Raw genomic sequence first — 16,686 nt, 5'->3', positions numbered from 1 at the left:
CTTTTTTACGACAGGCCGTTGTCGATCGCGGTCACCAGCTCTCCGTTGCCGGTGTCACCGCTGAACTCCCAGAAGAACGCGCCGCCGAGTCCCTGGTTCTTCGCCCAGGTCATCTTCCCGGCGATCGTGGCGGGAGTGTCGTAGGACCACCAGTTGCTGCCGCAGTGCGCGTACGCCGTGCCGGCGACGGTGCCGTTCGCGGGACAGGAGTTCTTGAGGACCTTGTAGTCCTCGATGCCCGCTTCGTACGTACCGGGAGCCGCGCCGGTCGCCGAGCCGCCGGGGGCGGACTGGGTGACGCCGGTCCAGCCGCGGCCGTAGAAGCCGATGCCGAGGAGCAGCTTGGCGGACGGGACGCCCTTCGCCTTCAGCTTGGCGATGGCGTCGGCCGAGTTGAAGCCCGCCTGCGGGATGCCGGGGTACGAGGTGAGCGGGGAGTGCGGGGCGGTCGGGCCGTCCTTGTCGAAGGCGCCGAAGTAGTCGTACGTCATCACGTTGTACCAGTCGAGGTACTGCGCGGCGCCGCCGTAGTCGGCCGCGTCGATCTTGCCGCCGGAGGAGCCGTCGGCGGTGATGGCCGCGGTGACCAGGTAGTTCGGCCCGAACTCCGTGCGCAGCGCGGACATCAGGTTCCTGAAGGCCGCGGGTCCTGAGGTGTCGCAGGTCAGGCCGCAGGCGTTCGGGTACTCCCAGTCGATGTCGATGCCGTCGAAGACATCCGCCCAGCGCGGGTCCTCCACGACCGCCTTGCAGGACTTGGCGAACGCGGCCGCGTTCTGCGCCGCCTGGCCGAAGCCACCCGAGTAGGTCCAGCCGCCGAAGGAGTACAGCACCTTGATGTGCGGGTACTTCGCCTTGAGCTGGCGCAGCTGGTTGAAGTTGCCGCGCAGCGGCTGGTCCCAGGTGTCGGCGGTGCCGCTGACGGACTGGTCGGCGGTGTAGGCCTTGTCGTAGGCGGCGTAGGTGTCGTCGACGGTGCACTGGCCGTTCTTGACGTTGCCGAACGCGTAGTTGATGTGCGTGATCTTCGACGCCGAGCCCGAGGTCACCAGGTTCTTGACGTGGTAGTTGCGGCCGTAGACGCCCCACTCGGTGAAGTAGCCGAGCTTGACCTTGTCGCCGGTGGGCGGCTCGGTGGTGCCGCCCGTGGTGCGGACCCGTACGGCGCCGCTGACCGGGCCGGTCTGGTCGGCGGTGTCGCGGGCCTGGACCGAGTAGGAGTAGTCCGTGCCCTTGGTCAGGCCGGTGTCCGTGTACGAGGTCGTCGTCACGGTGGCGACCTTCGTGCCGTCGCGCAGGACGTCGTAGTTCTTGACGCCCTTGTCGTCGGTGGCGGCGGACCAGGTCAGCTTCACCGAGGTGTCGGTGACGCCGGAGGCGGTGGGGGTGCCGGGGGCGCTCGGTGCGCTGTCGCCGGGTTCCGTGCTGCCGCCGTCGCAACTGCCGCCGTTGAGCTTGCAGTTGGCGGGGGAGCCGGAGCCGGTGCCGTTGAAGCCGAAGGTGACGGAGGCGCCGGGGGCGAGGGTGCCGTTCCAGGACTTGTTCTTCGCGGTCCAGCGGGTGCCGGAGGACGTGACGTCGGCGTCCCAGGCGGAGGTGACGGAGGTGCCGGAGGGGAAGTCCCACGCGACGGTCCAGGAGCTGATCGTCGTGGTGCCGGTGTTCTTCACCGTCCACTTGCCCTCGAAGCCGGAGCCCCAGTCCTGGGTCTTGGCGTAGGTCGCGGTGGCGGACGTGGCCGCCTGGGCGGGGGTGGCGAGGCCGACCAGCCCGGCCAGCGGGAGCAACAGGGTCGCGAAGCCTGCCACGGCTCTGTGTCTGAAGCGCATGCTGCGCCTCCTCGATGGAGTTGTGGGGGCGTGACTGAGCCTCACGCCACTCATGGTGCCGTGAGAATAGAAAGGTCTGGACCACCGGTCAATGGGTCTGGACCACCGTGACCTGTCGCGATCCGCGCCGGGTCAGACGCCCAACTCCTGCGCCAGCACCGCGGCTTGCACCCGGCTGCGCAGCTCCAGCTTCCCCAGCAGCCTGCTGACATGGGTCTTCACGGTCGCCTCGGCCATGTCGAGGCGCTCGGCGATACCCGCGTTGGACAGCCCCTCGCCCAGGCAGGACAGCACCTCGCGCTCGCGCCGGGTCAGACGGTCCAGGACGGCCGGGTCGGCGGCGGGCTCCCGGGCGGGCTTCGCGGCGAACTCCGCGATCAGCCGCCGGGTGACCGCCGGGGCGATCAGCCCCTCCCCGCGCGCGACCGTCCGCACGGCCTCCAGCAGATCCCGCGCCTCGGTGTTCTTCAGCAGGAAGCCGGACGCGCCCGCCCGCAGCGCCCCGAAGACGTACGCGTCGAGATCGAAGGTGGTCAGCACGAGCACGTCCGCGAGCCGCTCCGCGACGACCTGCCGGGTCGCCGACACCCCGTCCAGGCGCGGCATCTGAATGTCCATCAGCACCAGATCCGGCCGCAGCTCGCGGGCCAGCGCCACCGCCTGCTCGCCGTCCGCCGCCTCGCCGACCACCTCGATGTCGGGGGCGCTGCGCAGGATGAGGACCAGCCCTGCGCGGACGGCGGACTGGTCCTCGGCGACCAGGACGCGGATCATTCGGGTTCTCCTTCGGTCACGGGCAGGGTCGCGCGTACGGCCCAGATCTTGCCGTCCGGCGAGTCCTCGGGGCCGGCCTCGAACGTGCCGTCCAGCAGCGCGGCGCGCTCCCGCATGCCGACCAGGCCGGCGCCCGAGCCGGGGGCGCCGGGTCCGTCCCGGTCGCCGTACGGGCTGGTCACCGCGACGGTCAGCAGGCCATCGCGCTGGGCGAGGGACACGGCGACCCGGCCGGGGCCGGCGTGCTTGAGGGCGTTGGTGAGGGACTCCTGGACGATGCGGTAGGCGGCGAGCTCCACGGGCGCCGGGACCGTGCCCCAGGTGGCGTCCAGGGTGACGTCGAGGCCGTTGGAGCGCGCGCCCTCGACCAGGGCGCCGAGTCCGTCGAGCGTGGGCGCGGCGACCGGCTCGGTGTCACCGCTGGAGTCCCGGAGGATCCCGATCAGCCGCCGCATCTCGGCGAGTCCTTCCACGCTGTTCTCGCGGATGACGGACAGGGCGTCCTGGGAGGTCTTCGGGTCGTCGAGGGAGAGCGCGGCCGTGGAGTGGATGGCGATCGCGGAGAGGTGGTTGGCGACCATGTCGTGCAGTTCGCGGGCCATCCGGGCGCGCTCGGCGGTGACGGCCTGGGCGCGGTCCATCTCGGCGAGCAGCGCGGTCTGCTCGGCGCGCAGCCGGGCCGCCTCGGCGGCGTCGCGGTGGTTGCGCACGATCAGGCCGGTGGCGGCGGGCCCGAAGGTGACCAGGCCGGTGAGCACGCCGATGAGCAGCGCCTCCGGCTCGCGCCACACCGCGAACGGCACCACGGTCCCGGCCACCGTGAGCAGCCCGGTGATCCTCGGGATGCGGTGGGCCGAGGAGGGCGGCCCGTACAGGACGGCCGCGTACATCAGGTCGGTGTACATCAGGAACGTGACCAGGTTGCCCTGGGTGACGAGGTCCAGCACCAGCGCGGGCGTGCCGATCAGCAGGGCGACGCGGGGGGCGCTGCGGCGCAGCAGTTCGCAGCCCGCCATCACGACGAGCGGCAGCAGCAGGGGCCAGCGTCCGGGCAGGATGACGTACGGCTCGGTGTGCGGGCGGGTGGCCAGGCCGACGCCCCACAGCAGCAGTCCGCCGAGCAGCCCGCCCAGCGCGACGTACACGTCGAAGCGGCGGGGGCGGGGGAGTCGTACGGCCATGGCACCATCCAACACGGCCGTCGGGCCGTGCGCGTGGACCCCGCGGAGGGTCCCCCGCTGCATCTTTCGATGTACCGCGGATTCGTCAGCCGCGACGACGATTCCGGCCGCGCCGACCGGGAGCCTTGAAGGGTGACCGAGAGGAGCGAACCGTGATCGTCGCCTTGATCGCCGCCTGCGAGATCGGCTTCTGGGTGCTGCTGGCGGCCGGACTGGCCTTCCGCTACCTGCTGCGCATGCCGCGCACGGGGCTGGTGCTGCTGCTGTGCGAGCCGCTGCTGGAGGTCGTCCTGCTGGTCGCCACCGCGCTGGACCTGAAGAACGGCGCGGAGCCGAACTGGACGCACGGCCTGGCCGCGCTGTACATCGGCTACACCGTCGGCCACGGCCACCGCACCGTGAAGTGGCTCGACGGCCATGCCGCCCACCGGTTCGGCGGCGCGCCGCCGCCGCTGAAGCCGCCGCGGTACGGCATGGCCCGGGCCCGTCACGAGGGCAAGGTCTGGACGGGCACGCTGACGGGCGCGGTCGTCGCGACCGTGCTGCTCCAGCTCGCCATCTGGTACGTCGACGACCCGAGCCGCGTCTCCTCCCTGGAGAGCTGGCGCTATGTGGCCTGGCGGGCGGCCGGGATCCACGGCCTCGTCGCCCTGAGCTATGCGATCTGGCCTCGGAAGGCTCCCGCGGGGGAGTCCGAGGTGACGCTGGAGAAGGAGAAGGTGCACCGATGAGCAAGGCCCGCGGAAACCTGGTGGAAGGTGCCGTCACCTTCGTGATCGGCCTGGGGCTGTGGCTGTTCACCGGCGACGTGGAGATCCCCGTCTTCACCCTCACGAAGGTCGGCATCGTGATGATGTGCGTCGGCGGCGTGCTGGCCGCCGCCGGGCTGTGGCAGGAGGCGCGGCGAAAGGCCTAGCGTTCTCCGCCCGGCACCCACAGCACGTCTCCGGCCTCCTTGTTCGCCGTCCTCGCCAGGATGAACAGGAGGTCGGACAGGCGGTTGAGGTAGGTGGCCGTGAGGGGGTTCATCGTCTCGGCGTGGACCTCCAGGGCCGCCCACGTCGACCGCTCCGCCCGGCGGACCACCGTGCAGGCCTGGTGGAGCAGGGCCGCGCCCGGTGTGCCGCCCGGGAGGATGAAGGAGCGGAGCTTCTCCAGCCGCTCGTTGAAGCGGTCGCAGTCCGCCTCCAGCCGGTCGATGTAGAACTGCTCGACCCGCAGGGGCGGAAACTCGGGGTTCTCCACCACCGGCGTCGACAGGTCCGCGCCCACGTCGAACAGGTCGTTCTGGACGCGGGTGAGGACCTTGACGATCTCCTCGTCCAGGCCGCCCAGCGCGATCGCCGTGCCGATCACCGCGTTCGCCTCGTTGGCGTCGGCGTACGCGGAGATCCGCAGGTCGGTCTTGGCGACCCGGCTCATGTCGCCGAGGGCGGTGGTGCCCTGGTCGCCGGTCCTGGTGTAGATGCGCGTCAGATTGACCATGTGGCCAATCTAGACGTTCGCGTCATGGGCGCACCTCCTCACCTTTTGGTCTCGTACAAGCGCACCTGATTCGCACCCGTGTCCTGAAGGTCGGAGCGTCGTTGACGGAGGTGAGGTCATCGCGTCGCTCAGGAGGGGGGAAGCATGCTGGTCGGCAGGAGATACCGGCTCCAGTTCACGCCTGAGCAGAGAGAAGTGGCCGAGGAGTACGGCAGCATCTGCCGGGCGGTGTGGAACATCGGCCTCGAGCAACGGCGCGAGTACCGGCGCCGGGGCGCGTGGATCGACTATGTGCAGCAGGCCCGCGAAATGGCTGAGGCCAAGGTGGAGCATCCGTGGCTGAGGACCGCTCCGTCCCACATTCTCCAGCAGACTCTTCGGGACCTGGACAGAGCATGCCGTACCCATGGCACGTTCGGTGTGCGGTGGAGGGCGAAGCAGCGGTGGCAGCCATCCTTCCGGTTTCCCGACCCGCGTCACCTGTCCGTCGAACGGCTCGGGCGCAAGCGTGGCCGGGCGCGGCTGCCGAAGCTCGGCTGGGTGATCTTTCGCTGGTCTCGTCCGCTCGGCGGCACGCTGAAGTCAGCCACCGTTTCACGTGACGGCAAGCATTGGTACGTCAGCTTCTTGGTGGAGACCGGCACCGCCGGACCCGCAGTCTCGTTGGAGCGCGGTCGAGTCGGTATTGACCGCGGAGTGGCGGTGCTGGCCGCGACCAGCGATGGCCGGTTTTTCGACAGGAGCTTCATCACCCCTGGCGAAGCCCAGCGATGCCGGAGACTTCAGCAACAGCACGCTCGCACCCAGAAGGGATCGAACCGCCGAAAAGCGTGTCAAGAGAGGATGCGGGTCATCATGCGAAGGGTCCGCGACCGCCGCCGGGACTTCCACACGCAGACGGCCCGTCACGTCGTCGACGGCAATGGCCTCGTCGTCCTCGAGGACCTCAACACAGTCGGCATGACCGCTACCGCCAGAGGGACCTCAGCCGAGCCGGGAACGCGTGTCGGGCAGAAGGCCGGACTGAACCGCGCGATCCTCGACAAGGGCTGGCACTCCTTCGAACTGGCAGTCCGCAACCGTGCCCGCCATACAGGCACCGCGGTGCGCACTGTCAACCCGGCTTTCAGTTCAACAACCTGCCCTGCCTGTGGATGTGTGCATCCGGACAACCGCGAGAGCCAAGCGAGGTTCGTCTGCACCACCTGTGGTCACCGAGAGCACGCCGACACGGTCGGCGCGAAGAATGTACTGGCCCGCGGGCATACGGGTCACAGGGCGTGGAGACCTCGGCGCCAGCCGGTCTGTGAAGCGCCAACCAGCGCAAAACGCAAGGAATTAGCGCTCCGACCTCTGAGGTCGGAATCCCCTCGGCTTCGGCCGCGGGGAGGATCGCCAAGTCCGTCATGTGGGACGTGACACGGGTCTCACTCCATGAGACGTGAAACGCGTTACTAAGTCAGGCACGCGCCGCCTCACGAACGCTAGTGTCCGCCCGAGAAGCAGACATAAGCAGCGCGTCAGGGGAGTCGCACAGTGGCACGGAAGCTCGCCGTCATCGGAGCCGGCCTCATGGGATCCGGCATCGCCCAGGTCTCCGCACAGGCGGGCTGGGACGTCGTCCTGCGCGACGTCACCGACGAGGCGCTGAAGCGGGGCACCGACGGCATCAAGGCCTCGTACGACAAGTTCGTCGCCAAGGGGAAGCTGGAGGCGCACGACGCCGACGCCGCCCTCGCCCGCATCACCGCGACCACCGACCTGGACGCCGTGGCCGACGCGGACGTCGTCGTCGAGGCCGTCTTCGAGAAGCTCGAAGTCAAGCACGAGATCTTCCGCGCCCTCGACAAGCTCGTGAAGGACGAGGCGATCCTCGCCTCCAACACCTCCGCCATCCCGATCACCAAGATCGCGGCCGCGACGGAGCGCCCCGAGCGGGTCGTCGGCACGCACTTCTTCTCGCCGGTGCCGATGATGCAGCTGTGCGAACTCGTCCGCGGCTACAAGACCAGCGACGAAACCCTCGCCAAGGCCCGGGAGTTCGCCGAGTCGGTCGGCAAGACCTGCATCGTCGTCAACCGCGACGTCGCCGGCTTCGTGACGACCCGTCTCATCTGCGCCCTCGTCGTCGAGGCGGCGAAGCTGCACGAGTCGGGCGTGGCGAGCGCCGAGGACATCGACCTGGCCTGCAAGCTCGGCTTCGGCCACGCCATGGGCCCGCTGGCGACGGCGGACCTGACGGGCGTCGACATCCTGCTGCACGCCACGAGCAACATCTACACCGAGTCCCAGGACGAGAAGTTCGCGGCTCCCGAGTCGATGCGCCGGATGGTTGACGCCGGTGACATCGGACGCAAGAGCGGGCAGGGCTTCTACAAGCACTGAAACCGCACATGCCCCGGGGCCCATCACACCCCGGGGTGAATTCGGTATCGGTTCGCTTACAAGAAGCAACCTCTGCCTCCTCCACACAGTCAGAGGTTGCATCACCGGCATCAGAACGCGGAGCGCGAGACGCACGCACGGGGAGCGCATATGCACATCAGGGGCGACCACGCCGAGCTGGTCGTCGGGGGCCGCCTCGACGTCGTCAGCGCGGCGGACGCCCGTACGGTCCTGCACTCGGCCGTCGACGACGGAGTCGGCGACCTGGTGCTCGACCTGTCCGAACTGGACTCCTGGGACGCCACCGGACTGGGCGTGATCATGGGGGCCCACCGGCGGGCCGGCCGCTGCGGCCGGCGCCTGGTGCTGCGTGGCGTACCGCCGCAGATGCAGCGCCTGCTGGTGGCCACCCGCCTGCACCGGATCCTGGCGATCGAGGGGGGCATCGGGGTGGACACGCTGCCCCGCGTGTGACTCCGTGTACGGGTGTGAACCGGGCGACCGGGGAGACCCGCACGGACGTCGTCGCATCGTGCGACGCGCACAATCCTCACGAGACCGTGACGTTACGGACGGCGCGGTACCCCGGACTGTCGTAGATACTGTGCGAAGGTTTAGGGTTCGGCTGCCCGCTGCCTTGCCACCCTTCGAGCGGGCCCGGACCAGAAGCGACAGCGCGGTGTGCAGCAAGGCCGGGAGGGGCTTTTTCAGGCACACACACGCTTTTGGGGGGCTTGACCTATGGACCCGAACACCCGGGGACCCGAGGAGTACGGCCACGAGGGCGACGGCCAGGCGCCGCGCCAGCGCCCGCCCCGGGACTCCCTCACACCCGACTTCGGACAGCACGCGCCCGCGCTCGCCCGCACGGTGCAGCTCGTCTCCGGCGACTTCCTGCTGACCGTCAACCCCGTCGACGGCAGCGAGATAGAAGTCTGCCCGCCCGCCGAACGGCCCGCCCGGCCCGTGAAGCTCACCGCGGCCGAGCGCGCCGAGGCCGAGCGCGCGTCCCGGCCGCCCGTCCCGCCCGGACCCGCGCAGCCCGCCCTGCCGCTGCTGGCCCGCCAGGACGAACGCGAGCGGCTGGTGCGCCTGCTCGCCCGCGGCCGCTCCGTCCGCCTCACCGGCCCGGCCGGCTCCGGCCGCACCCGCCTGCTCGACCTCGTCGCCGAGGACTGCGCGGACCTCGCCCCCGACGGCGTCGTCCGGCTCAACGGCTTCGGCCGCACCTCCGACGACCTGCTGTACGACCTCTTCTACGCGGTGTACAACGCCCCCCTGCACCGCCCGGACCAGGACGAACTGCTCTCCTGCCTGCGTGAGATCGGCGCGGTCGTCGTCCTGGACGACCTCGAGTTCGGCGGCGCCGCGCTCGACGAACTGCTGGAGGCCACCCCCGAGTGCGCCTTCCTGCTCGGCGCCACCCCGGACGTGCCCGCCCCCTCCGCCGAGGCCGCCGTCGAGGAGGTCTTCCTCGGCGGCCTGGACCGCGCGGCCGGGCTCGACCTGCTGGAGCACGCCGTCGGCCGGCCCCTCACCGACGAGGAGTCCAACTGGGCGGGCGACCTCTGGTTCGAGTCCGAGGGCCTGCCGCTGCGCTTCGTCCAGGCCGGCGCCCTGCTGCGGCAACGCGACCGGCTGCGCGCCGGGGCGAGCGCCGCCGACGACTTCGGCGTCTTCCCGGAGGCGCCCCGGGCCGACGCGTACGACGACGCCGGCGACGAGGTGCCGCTGCCCTCGCTCGGTGAGGCCGCGGCGCCCGCATCGCTGCTCGCCTCCCGGCTGAGCGCCTCCGCCCGCGCCACCCTGCGGTTCGCCGTCGCGCTCGGCGGCGAGGTCCCGCACCAGGCGCATCTGCCCGCCCTGGTCGGCGACACCCACGCGGACGCCGCGCTCGGCGAACTGGCCGCCTGCGGCCTGGTCTCCCCGGTCGGTTCCCGCTACCGGCTCGCCGCGGGCGTCCCGGCGCAACTGGAGGTCGCCGGATACGCCGACGAGGCCGAGGCCGCCGCCCGCAGCGCCGCCCAGCACTACTCCTGGTGGGCCGGGCACCCCTCGGTCACCCCGGAGCGCGTGTGCGCCGAGGCCGACGCGCTCCTCGCCGCGCTGGCCCTCCTCGGGCCGGCCACGCGCCCGCCCGCCGAGGACGAGGAGAGCGCGGCCGTGCACCTGGCCCGCACCGCCTCGCCCGCCTTCGCCGCCGGACTGCACTGGAGCGCCTGGGAACAGGCCCTGCGGACCGGCGCCGAGGCCGCCGGACTCGCCGGGGACGTCGCCGAAGAGGCCTACTTCCACCACGAGCTCGGCATCCTCGCCCTGTGCGGCGGACAGCTCGACCGCGCCCGCGCCGAACTGGAGGCCTCCATCGGCCTGCGCGGCGCCCTCGCCGACAAGCGCGGCACCGTCGCGGGCCGCCGCGCCCTCGCCCTGGTCGCCGACCGCTCGGGCACGCCGATCGGACTCGGGCCGACCGCGGGCGAGGAGGTGCCCGACGCCAGGTACGAGGAGTCGGCGTCTCCGGCCGGCGGTGTCCCGGCGGCCTTCCCGACACTCCAGCAGCCGTCCTCCCCGGCCGTGGTCACCCACCGCAGCTCACCCATGCCCTCACGCAAGGCCCGGGGCGGTCTCAAGGGCCTGGCCCGGCGCAACCTCGTGGCCGCCGGTGCCGGTGCCCTGCTCGTCGCCGTGCTCGGCACGGTGGTGACGCTCGGCGCCACCTCCGACAACGAGCCGGGCGCGCCGTCCGACCAGGTCGGCGTCAACCCCTCGGCCAGCGAGGGCGTGAGCGACGGCAGCCTGGGCGCCGACCGGCCGGTGAAGGACCGTGACGGCGACACCGGCGCGGCGGCGACGAGCCGCCCGACCGACCCGGGCCCGGACGGCACGCTCGGCACGTCGGACGACCCGACGCCGACGGACGAGCCCAGTGGCTCGCCGGATCCCAGCGGCTCGGCCTCGTCGTCGAAGCCGCCGACGTCTTCCAAGCCGCCCACGACATCGAAGCCGCCGACGACGTCCAGGCCCCCCACGACGTCCAAGCCGCCGACGTCCGACCCGCCGACCTCGCAGCCGCCGACCTCGCAGCCCCCCACGTCGCAGCCGCCGACCTCGCAGCCGCCCACGTCGCAGCCGTCCACCTCCGACTCGGCGAGCGGCCCGGCCCCCAGCACCCCCGCGAGCACCACGGCGAGCGCGCCGGAGAGCAGCCCGGGCACGCCCAGCAACTCGGAACAGGTGATCTGACACCCGTACGCACAGCAGGGCCGGGTCCGTTCCTCGGACCCGGCCCTCTTCGTCGTGTACGGAGGTGTGTCAGAACAGCCGCAGCTTGTCGTCCTCGATGCCCCGCAGCGCGTCGTAGTCGAGGACCTGGCAGCCGATGCCGCGGTCGGTCGCGAGGACGCGGGCCTGCGGCTTGATCTCCTGAGCGGCGAAGATGCCGCGGACCGGGGCGAGGTGGGGATCGCGGTTCAGCAGCTCCAGATAGCGCGTCAGCTGCTCCACGCCGTCGATCTCACCGCGCCGCTTGATCTCCACCGCGACGGTCTTGCCGTCGGCGTCCCGGCACAGGATGTCGACCGGCCCGATGGCCGTCGGGTACTCGCGGCGGATCAGGGTGTAGCCCTCACCGAGCGTCTCGATGCGGTCGGCGAGCAACTCCTGGAGGTGCGCTTCCACGCCGTCCTTGATCAGGCCGGGATCCACGCCCAGTTCGTGCGAGGAGTCGTGGAGGACTTCCTCCATCGTGATGATGAGCTTCTCGCCCGCCTTGTTGACGACGGTCCAGACGCCCTCGTCCTCGCCGGTGCCCTCCTTCAGCGTGCAGGGCGGCGACATCCAGTTCAGGGGCTTGTAGGCCCGGTCGTCGGCGTGGATCGAGACGCTGCCGTCCGCCTTCACCAGGATCAGGCGCGGGGCCGAGGGAAGGTGGGCGGTGAGCCGCCCGGCGTAGTCGACGGAGCAGCGGGCAATGACGAGACGCATGGTCGGCAACGCTACTCGACGGGCGCCTGTCGACGCGATTCGCCCTGGAAAACACGTGTTCGGTAATGGCCGATTGTGTGCAGGATGTGCACACCGGGAGTGCATCATCTGCGCATTCTCCTGGTGCCGTCACCGTCGGTTGCTTACGGTATGAACGGGAGGTCGCGATGCGTGTACGCAGTGTGTCCGGTATCGCGAACTCCCTTATCTGTCCGGCAACCCCTGCCCGCCGGGCGGGGGTGCGAGAGGAGAACTCATGTCGCTCGACGTCTCACCGGCCCTACTCGAACAGGCCGAGCGAGGCGAGGTCGACGAAGTGGAATTCGTCGACTGCGTCCGGACCTCCCTGCCCTATGCGTGGGAGATGATCAGCTCCCTGGTGGCCCAGCTGAAGGTGGACGGCGGTGCGTTCGCCGACAACCAGACGCCTCCGCCGGACGAGCAGGCACGCGGTCAGTTGCTGCGTGCGCTTGCGAGTGACGCGATACGCGGCGCGCTGCAACGGCACTTCGGTGTGCGGCTGGCCTTCCAGAACTGCCACCGGGTGGCCGTGTTCCCGCTTGACTCCTCGGTCGACGAGACGCTGGGCCGCTTCACCTCGGCCCGCAGCCAGGTGCTGAACCAGTCGCCCGAGTTCCGGGACTGCTGACGCGGCGCCGTCCGCTTGCCGCTCCGTACGCGGGAGGTGCAGTTTTGTACCGGGGCGGCAAGCCTCCCGTGACGTCCCCGCCCACCCCGAAGTCCCGTGCGCCGCACGGCTGTTCCCCGACGCCCGGTCCGCTCATCGGAGTTGGGGGAGCACCTCGGTGCCCAGCCGCCGTACGTTCTCCTCGGTCGCCGCCAGGTCCCCGGAGCCCTCGACGAGCAGGGCGAAGCGGGAGATGCCGGTCCGCTCGCTGGTCGCCGCCAGCCGGTCGGCGCACAGCCGCGGTGTGCCCACCGGGTGCAGCCCGCAGAGCAGTTCCGTGTACGCCAGGGGGTCGCGCATCCGGCGCGTCCGCCCGTCGACCGTGACATGCGCTTCCAGTCCCTGCTTCAGCCAGCCCGGCATCGCCTTCATCAGCGTCTCCGCCGCGTCGACCCGCTTGTCCGCGATCTGGCAGACGCCGGCCGACACATGGGACGCGCCGAGAACCTCCTCGGGCGACCGGCCGCACGCCCGCGCGTGCTGCCGCCACAGGGCGACCATCTCGGCCTTCTCCTCGTCCCCCACATGCATCCCGAGCAGCATCGACAGCCCGCGCTCGGCCGCCAGGCGCACGCTCGCCGGCGAGGTGCAGGCGACGACGAGCTCGGGCCCCTCGACCTCGGTCAGGGCCTCCGACGGCCGCGGCACCACCGGGACTTCACGGAAGCGGAAGCGCTCTCCGTCGGCCGCCACGGACGGGTCGCGCAGCCAGCGCTCCAGGACGTCCAGGGCCTCCGGGAACCCCTTCTCGTACGCCTCCAGGCCCGCGCCGAACACCTCCAGGTCGACCCACGGGCCGCCGCGGCCGACGCCGAGCGTGAAACGGCCGTTGCTGGTGTGGTGCAGCAGCGCGGCCTGTTCGCCGAGGGTCACGGGGTGAGCGGTGGGCAGGACGCTGACCGCCGTACCGACCCGGATGCGGCGGGTGCGGCCGAGCAGTAAGGCGGCCAGGGTGATGGCGGACGGGCACGTGCCGTACGGCACGAAGTGGTGCTCGGCCAGCCAGACCGTGTCGAGCCCGGCCTCCTCGGCCACCTCGGCCGAGCGGACCGCGCGGTGCAGCGCCTCTCCCTCACCCTGGCCGGGGAACTGGGCCGCCAACACGAAACTTCCAACGCGCATTGCTTTCCTGCTTCCTTGGCTCCGACACGGAGCTCCCCCTACAGCGCATAACCGTCTGACACGTGCCCAGGACACGGCCGGTCGGAGTATTTTGCGGATTGTCTGCTCAATGGAGCGCTCGGCGGGGGGCTCAGGAGGGAGAGCCCGCCTCGCCCGGAGAGGGACTTATGGCGATTGGTGCCGTACGCGTACCCCCGTCCGCGCCGCGTAGGCTGGACACGGCCCGCTTCCTGTATAGCCCCGAGAGGTGTCCCGTGTCCCCGCGTCGCAACCGACCCAAGGGCGCCGGTACGTCCGGCCGGACCGCCGAGGACGACCGCCCCGGCCGCTACGGCGGCTGGCAGTCCTCGGAGCACTGGCAGGGCGAGAACTGGAGCGTGCGGCACGTGGCCGGCGCGAGCGCGCAGGGCAAGTCGTACCGCTGCCCCGGCTGCGACCAGCTGATCCCGGACGGTGTGCCGCACGTGGTGGCCTGGGCCGAGCACACGGGCGTCGACGACCGCCGGCACTGGCACAAGGCCTGCTGGAACGCGCGGGACCGCCGCACCCCGGGGGTGCGGCGGTCCCGTAACGCGCCCAGATTCTGACGGACCTCAGACGTCCCGCTTCTCCAGCAGGGCGAAGGCGGCGGCGAACGCGACGGCCGTCGCGCCGAGGATGATCCACAGCGGGTCCCAGCCGGACGGGCCGGACTGGCTGAGGGAGTTGGAGTAGAAGATGCTGAGCTGGTTCGGGATCGAGTACTCGAACAGGGCCTGGCGCACGCCCTCCAGCGACTCCGAGAACATGAACAGCGCGATCACCAGCGGGGCGAGCACGGCACCGATCATGATCGTGATGGCACCCGCCGAGTGCCGGATGATCGAGCCGACGGCGAGCGAGAGCAGGCCGAGCAGCGCGATGTAGGCCGCGATGCCGACCGTGCTCTTCAGCCACTCCCCGCCGGTGGGGGACTTGGCCCCGTCGCCCTCCAGCATCGCCACGTGCATGAAGGCGACGAGGGACGCGGACACCAGCGTCACCACGAACGCGACCAGGAAGAACACCACGGCCTTCGCCGCCAGCACCCGGCCGCGGCTCGGGCACGCGACCATCGTGGTGCGGACCATGCCGGTGCCGTACTCCGAGGCGGTGGTCAGCACGCCCAGCGTGATGATGCACATGCTGCCCAGCAGCAGTCCGAAGAAGCCCAGGCCGAGCGGGCTCTCGCCGGAGAGGGCCGGGTCGGAGTTCATCACCACCACGCCGGTCAGCGTGCCGATGCCGACGACGAGCAGGACGAACACGCCGAGCGTCCACATCGTGGAGCGCACCGACCTGATCTTCGTCCACTCGGAGGCGATGGCGTGCCCGAGGTGCGTGCGTACGACCGGGATCGGCGAGGTGTAGCCGGGGTACGGGGAACCGGGCGCCGCCTGCCAGGCGGGCGCGGCCTGCGGCATCTGGGACTGGGGGCTGCTCATCGGGCGTCCTCGGGCTTGGTCAGATCGGAGGTCGGGGCGGCGGCGGCCGGCTGCGCGGGAGCGGCGGACACCGGCGCGGCGGCGGGCTGCGCGGGGGCCTGCGGCGCGGACGGGGCGCCTGCGGCGGATGCCTGGCCCGCGGGGGCCTGCCGGCCGGGCTGGCCGGGGCCCTGCGGTGCCTGCGGCGCGGACGGGGCGGCGGCACCGGTCTGCGGCGCGGACGGGGCACCTGCGGCGGATGCCTGGCCCGCGGATGCCTGACCCGCGAGGACCTGCGGCCCGGGCTGGCCGGAGCCCTGCGGTGCCTGGGGCGCGGGCGCGGCGGCCGGCTGGCCGACGGGGGCCTGCGGCGAGGCGGGCATCGGCGGGGCGAAGCCCTGCGCGGCGGGCTGCGGGGCGTTCTGGGAACCCTGGGACGCCTGGGGTGCGGGCTGGGCGTACGGGTTGGGTGTGCCCGCGCCGGAGGCGCTCTGCGGGGCTCCCGGTGCCCCGGGGGCGTACGGGCCCGACGGGGCCTGGACCGGCGCGCCCTGCGGCGGCATCGGAAGCGACTGCCCGCCCTGCTGGGGCGGCGGCGGGGCGTACCAGCCGGGCTGGCCCTGCCCGGGCACCGGCATCGGCGGCTGCGCGCCGGGCGGCAGCGGCTGCTGGAGCCCTTCCTTCTGGTCGATGGTCGAGCGGTAGTCGACGGCGCCCTGCGTCATCCGCATGTACGCCTCCTCCAGCGAGGCCTGGTGCGGCGACAGCTCCCACAGCCGCACGTCGCTGTGGTGCGCGATGTCGCTGATGCGGGGGAGCGGCAGCCCGGTCACGCGCAGCGCGCCGTCCTGCTCGGGCAGCACGTGCCCGCCCGCCTCGGTGAGCGCGGACGACAGCTTCTCGCGCTGCTGCGGCTCGGTGTCGGGCGTACGGACCCGCGCGAAGTCGGCGGAGTTCGCGGAGATGAAGTCCGTGATGCTCATGTCGGCGAGCAGCTGCCCGCGCCCGATGACGATGAGATGGTCGGCGGTCAGCGCCATCTCGCTCATCAGGTGGGAGGAGACGAAGACCGTCCGGCCCTCCGCCGCGAGCGCCTTCATCAGGTTGCGCACCCAGAGGATGCCCTCGGGGTCGAGCCCGTTGACCGGCTCGTCGAACAGCAGCACCTGCGGGTCGCCGAGCAGCGCCGCGGCGATGCCGAGCCGCTGCCCCATGCCGAGGGAGAAGCCCTTGGACCGCTTCTTCGCCACGTCCTGGAGGCCGACGACCCCGAGCACCTCGTCCACGCGCCGGGCCGGGATGCCCGACAGCTGGGCCAGGCACAGCAGGTGGTTGCGGGCGGCCCGGCCGCCGTGCACGGCCTTGGCGTCCAGCAGGGCGCCGACCTGACGGGGCGCGTTGGGCAGCTTGCGGTACGGATAGCCGCCGATCGTGACCTGACCGCTGGTCGGGTTGTCCAGGCCGAGGATCATCCGCATCGTCGTCGACTTGCCCGAACCGTTCGGCCCGAGGAAGCCGGTGACGGCTCCGGGCCGCACCTGGAAGGAAAGGTTGTACACAGCGGTCTTGTCGCCGTAGCGCTTCGTCAGGCCGACTGCTTCGATCATGCTCCGCACCCATCGCAAGGTTCAGGACAGCGGGGCACACGCCCCCGTAAGGGTTAGGAGGATATCGAGGCGCTGACGGTTCCACCCAAGAGGAGGTAAAAGGTCGCGCCAAAACCTGTCCCGCTAGGGGCTGTCGTTTGGATCAGGTCGCAGGGAAGTGACGGTGCTGTTCAGTGCCGGTGAGCGGGG

General features: G+C 71.4%; 16 protein-coding genes. 8 read left to right on the top strand and 8 right to left on the bottom strand.

Features of this window, described 5'->3' with window-relative positions:
• Positions 1–5: 5 nt before the first annotated feature.
• The 3 genes from IE255_RS38040 to IE255_RS38030 all read right to left on the bottom strand — a co-directional run bounded on the left by IE255_RS38040 (position 6) and on the right by IE255_RS38030 (position 3,784).
• On the bottom strand, positions 6–1,829 hold the full coding sequence (locus IE255_RS38040; RefSeq protein WP_190055011.1) for a glycoside hydrolase family 18 chitinase: 1,824 nt from the start codon (positions 1,827–1,829) through the stop codon (positions 6–8).
• Positions 1,830–1,961: 132 nt separating this feature from the next.
• Positions 1,962–2,603 (bottom strand): response regulator, encoded by a 642-nt coding sequence (locus tag IE255_RS38035; protein ID WP_190055010.1) that lies wholly within the window; start codon positions 2,601–2,603, stop codon positions 1,962–1,964.
• Positions 2,600–3,784 (bottom strand): sensor histidine kinase, encoded by a 1,185-nt coding sequence (locus tag IE255_RS38030; protein ID WP_190055009.1) that lies wholly within the window; start codon positions 3,782–3,784, stop codon positions 2,600–2,602. Before IE255_RS38030 ends, IE255_RS38035 begins: the two co-directional genes overlap by 4 nt.
• A 152-nt stretch (positions 3,785–3,936) precedes the next feature.
• Between IE255_RS38030 and IE255_RS38025 the strand changes: the two genes are divergently transcribed.
• Both IE255_RS38025 and IE255_RS38020 read left to right on the top strand, forming a co-directional pair.
• Entirely contained in the window at positions 3,937–4,515 is a 579-nt protein-coding gene (locus tag IE255_RS38025; RefSeq protein ID WP_190055008.1) for a hypothetical protein, read from the top strand.
• Positions 4,512–4,700 (top strand): DUF5708 family protein, encoded by a 189-nt coding sequence (locus tag IE255_RS38020; RefSeq protein WP_190055007.1) that lies wholly within the window; start codon positions 4,512–4,514, stop codon positions 4,698–4,700. The genes IE255_RS38025 and IE255_RS38020 overlap by 4 nt, the downstream gene beginning before the upstream one ends.
• Here the strand turns inward: IE255_RS38020 and IE255_RS38015 are convergent.
• The gene (locus tag IE255_RS38015) at positions 4,697–5,269 is read right to left on the bottom strand and encodes a cob(I)yrinic acid a,c-diamide adenosyltransferase (RefSeq protein ID WP_190055006.1); all 573 of its coding nucleotides are present in this window, start codon (positions 5,267–5,269) and stop codon (positions 4,697–4,699) included. The genes IE255_RS38020 and IE255_RS38015 overlap by 4 nt on opposite strands.
• Positions 5,270–5,413: 144 nt before the next feature.
• On the opposite strand from IE255_RS38015, the gene IE255_RS38010 reads away from it, so the two are divergent.
• The 4 genes from IE255_RS38010 (at position 5,414) to IE255_RS37995 (ending at position 10,897) form a co-directional block, all read left to right on the top strand.
• Positions 5,414–6,688: an RNA-guided endonuclease InsQ/TnpB family protein gene (locus tag IE255_RS38010; protein WP_229906788.1), complete on the top strand. Its 1,275-nt coding sequence runs from the start codon at positions 5,414–5,416 to the stop codon at positions 6,686–6,688.
• A 117-nt stretch (positions 6,689–6,805) separates the two neighbouring features.
• On the top strand, positions 6,806–7,654 hold the full coding sequence (locus IE255_RS38005; RefSeq protein ID WP_190055005.1) for a 3-hydroxyacyl-CoA dehydrogenase family protein: 849 nt from the start codon (positions 6,806–6,808) through the stop codon (positions 7,652–7,654).
• Between the two features lie 150 nt (positions 7,655–7,804).
• Positions 7,805–8,128: an STAS domain-containing protein gene (locus IE255_RS38000; RefSeq protein ID WP_190055004.1), complete on the top strand. Its 324-nt coding sequence runs from the start codon at positions 7,805–7,807 to the stop codon at positions 8,126–8,128.
• A 267-nt stretch (positions 8,129–8,395) separates the two neighbouring features.
• Positions 8,396–10,897: an ATP-binding protein gene (locus IE255_RS37995; RefSeq protein ID WP_190055003.1), complete on the top strand. Its 2,502-nt coding sequence runs from the start codon at positions 8,396–8,398 to the stop codon at positions 10,895–10,897.
• A 69-nt stretch (positions 10,898–10,966) separates the two neighbouring features.
• Here the strand turns inward: IE255_RS37995 and nucS are convergent, their stop codons facing one another.
• Complete coding sequence (nucS, locus tag IE255_RS37990; RefSeq protein WP_190055002.1) at positions 10,967–11,638, bottom strand: endonuclease NucS; 672 nt, start codon at positions 11,636–11,638, stop codon at positions 10,967–10,969.
• 256 nt (positions 11,639–11,894) lie between these two features.
• Between nucS and IE255_RS37985 the strand changes: the two genes are divergently transcribed.
• Positions 11,895–12,287 carry an SCO5389 family protein gene (locus tag IE255_RS37985; RefSeq protein ID WP_190055001.1) on the top strand — a complete coding sequence of 131 codons (393 nt, stop codon included), beginning with the start codon at positions 11,895–11,897 and terminating at the stop codon, positions 12,285–12,287.
• 132 nt (positions 12,288–12,419) lie between these two features.
• Here the strand turns inward: IE255_RS37985 and IE255_RS37980 are convergent, their stop codons facing one another.
• On the bottom strand, positions 12,420–13,448 hold the full coding sequence (locus IE255_RS37980) for an LLM class flavin-dependent oxidoreductase (protein ID WP_190055000.1): 1,029 nt from the start codon (positions 13,446–13,448) through the stop codon (positions 12,420–12,422).
• Between the two features lie 254 nt (positions 13,449–13,702).
• On the opposite strand from IE255_RS37980, the gene IE255_RS37975 reads away from it, so the two are divergent.
• The gene (locus tag IE255_RS37975; protein ID WP_190054999.1) at positions 13,703–14,035 is read left to right on the top strand and encodes an Rv1322 family protein; all 333 of its coding nucleotides are present in this window, start codon (positions 13,703–13,705) and stop codon (positions 14,033–14,035) included.
• 6 nt (positions 14,036–14,041) lie between these two features.
• On the opposite strand, the gene IE255_RS37970 is transcribed toward IE255_RS37975, so the two are convergent.
• Both IE255_RS37970 and IE255_RS37965 read right to left on the bottom strand, forming a co-directional pair.
• On the bottom strand, positions 14,042–14,911 hold the full coding sequence (locus IE255_RS37970) for an ABC transporter permease subunit (RefSeq protein WP_190054998.1): 870 nt from the start codon (positions 14,909–14,911) through the stop codon (positions 14,042–14,044).
• The gene (locus tag IE255_RS37965) at positions 14,908–16,497 is read right to left on the bottom strand and encodes an ABC transporter ATP-binding protein (protein WP_190054997.1); all 1,590 of its coding nucleotides are present in this window, start codon (positions 16,495–16,497) and stop codon (positions 14,908–14,910) included. The genes IE255_RS37970 and IE255_RS37965 overlap by 4 nt, the downstream gene beginning before the upstream one ends.
• Between the last annotated feature and the right edge of the window lie 189 nt (positions 16,498–16,686).

It is taken from the genome of Streptomyces lomondensis (assembly GCF_014651035.1).
Lineage (GTDB): Bacteria > Actinomycetota > Actinomycetes > Streptomycetales > Streptomycetaceae > Streptomyces > Streptomyces lomondensis.
The sequence above is the reverse complement of the archived record's forward strand: the minus strand, read 5'-3'. Positions and strand labels throughout refer to the sequence as shown.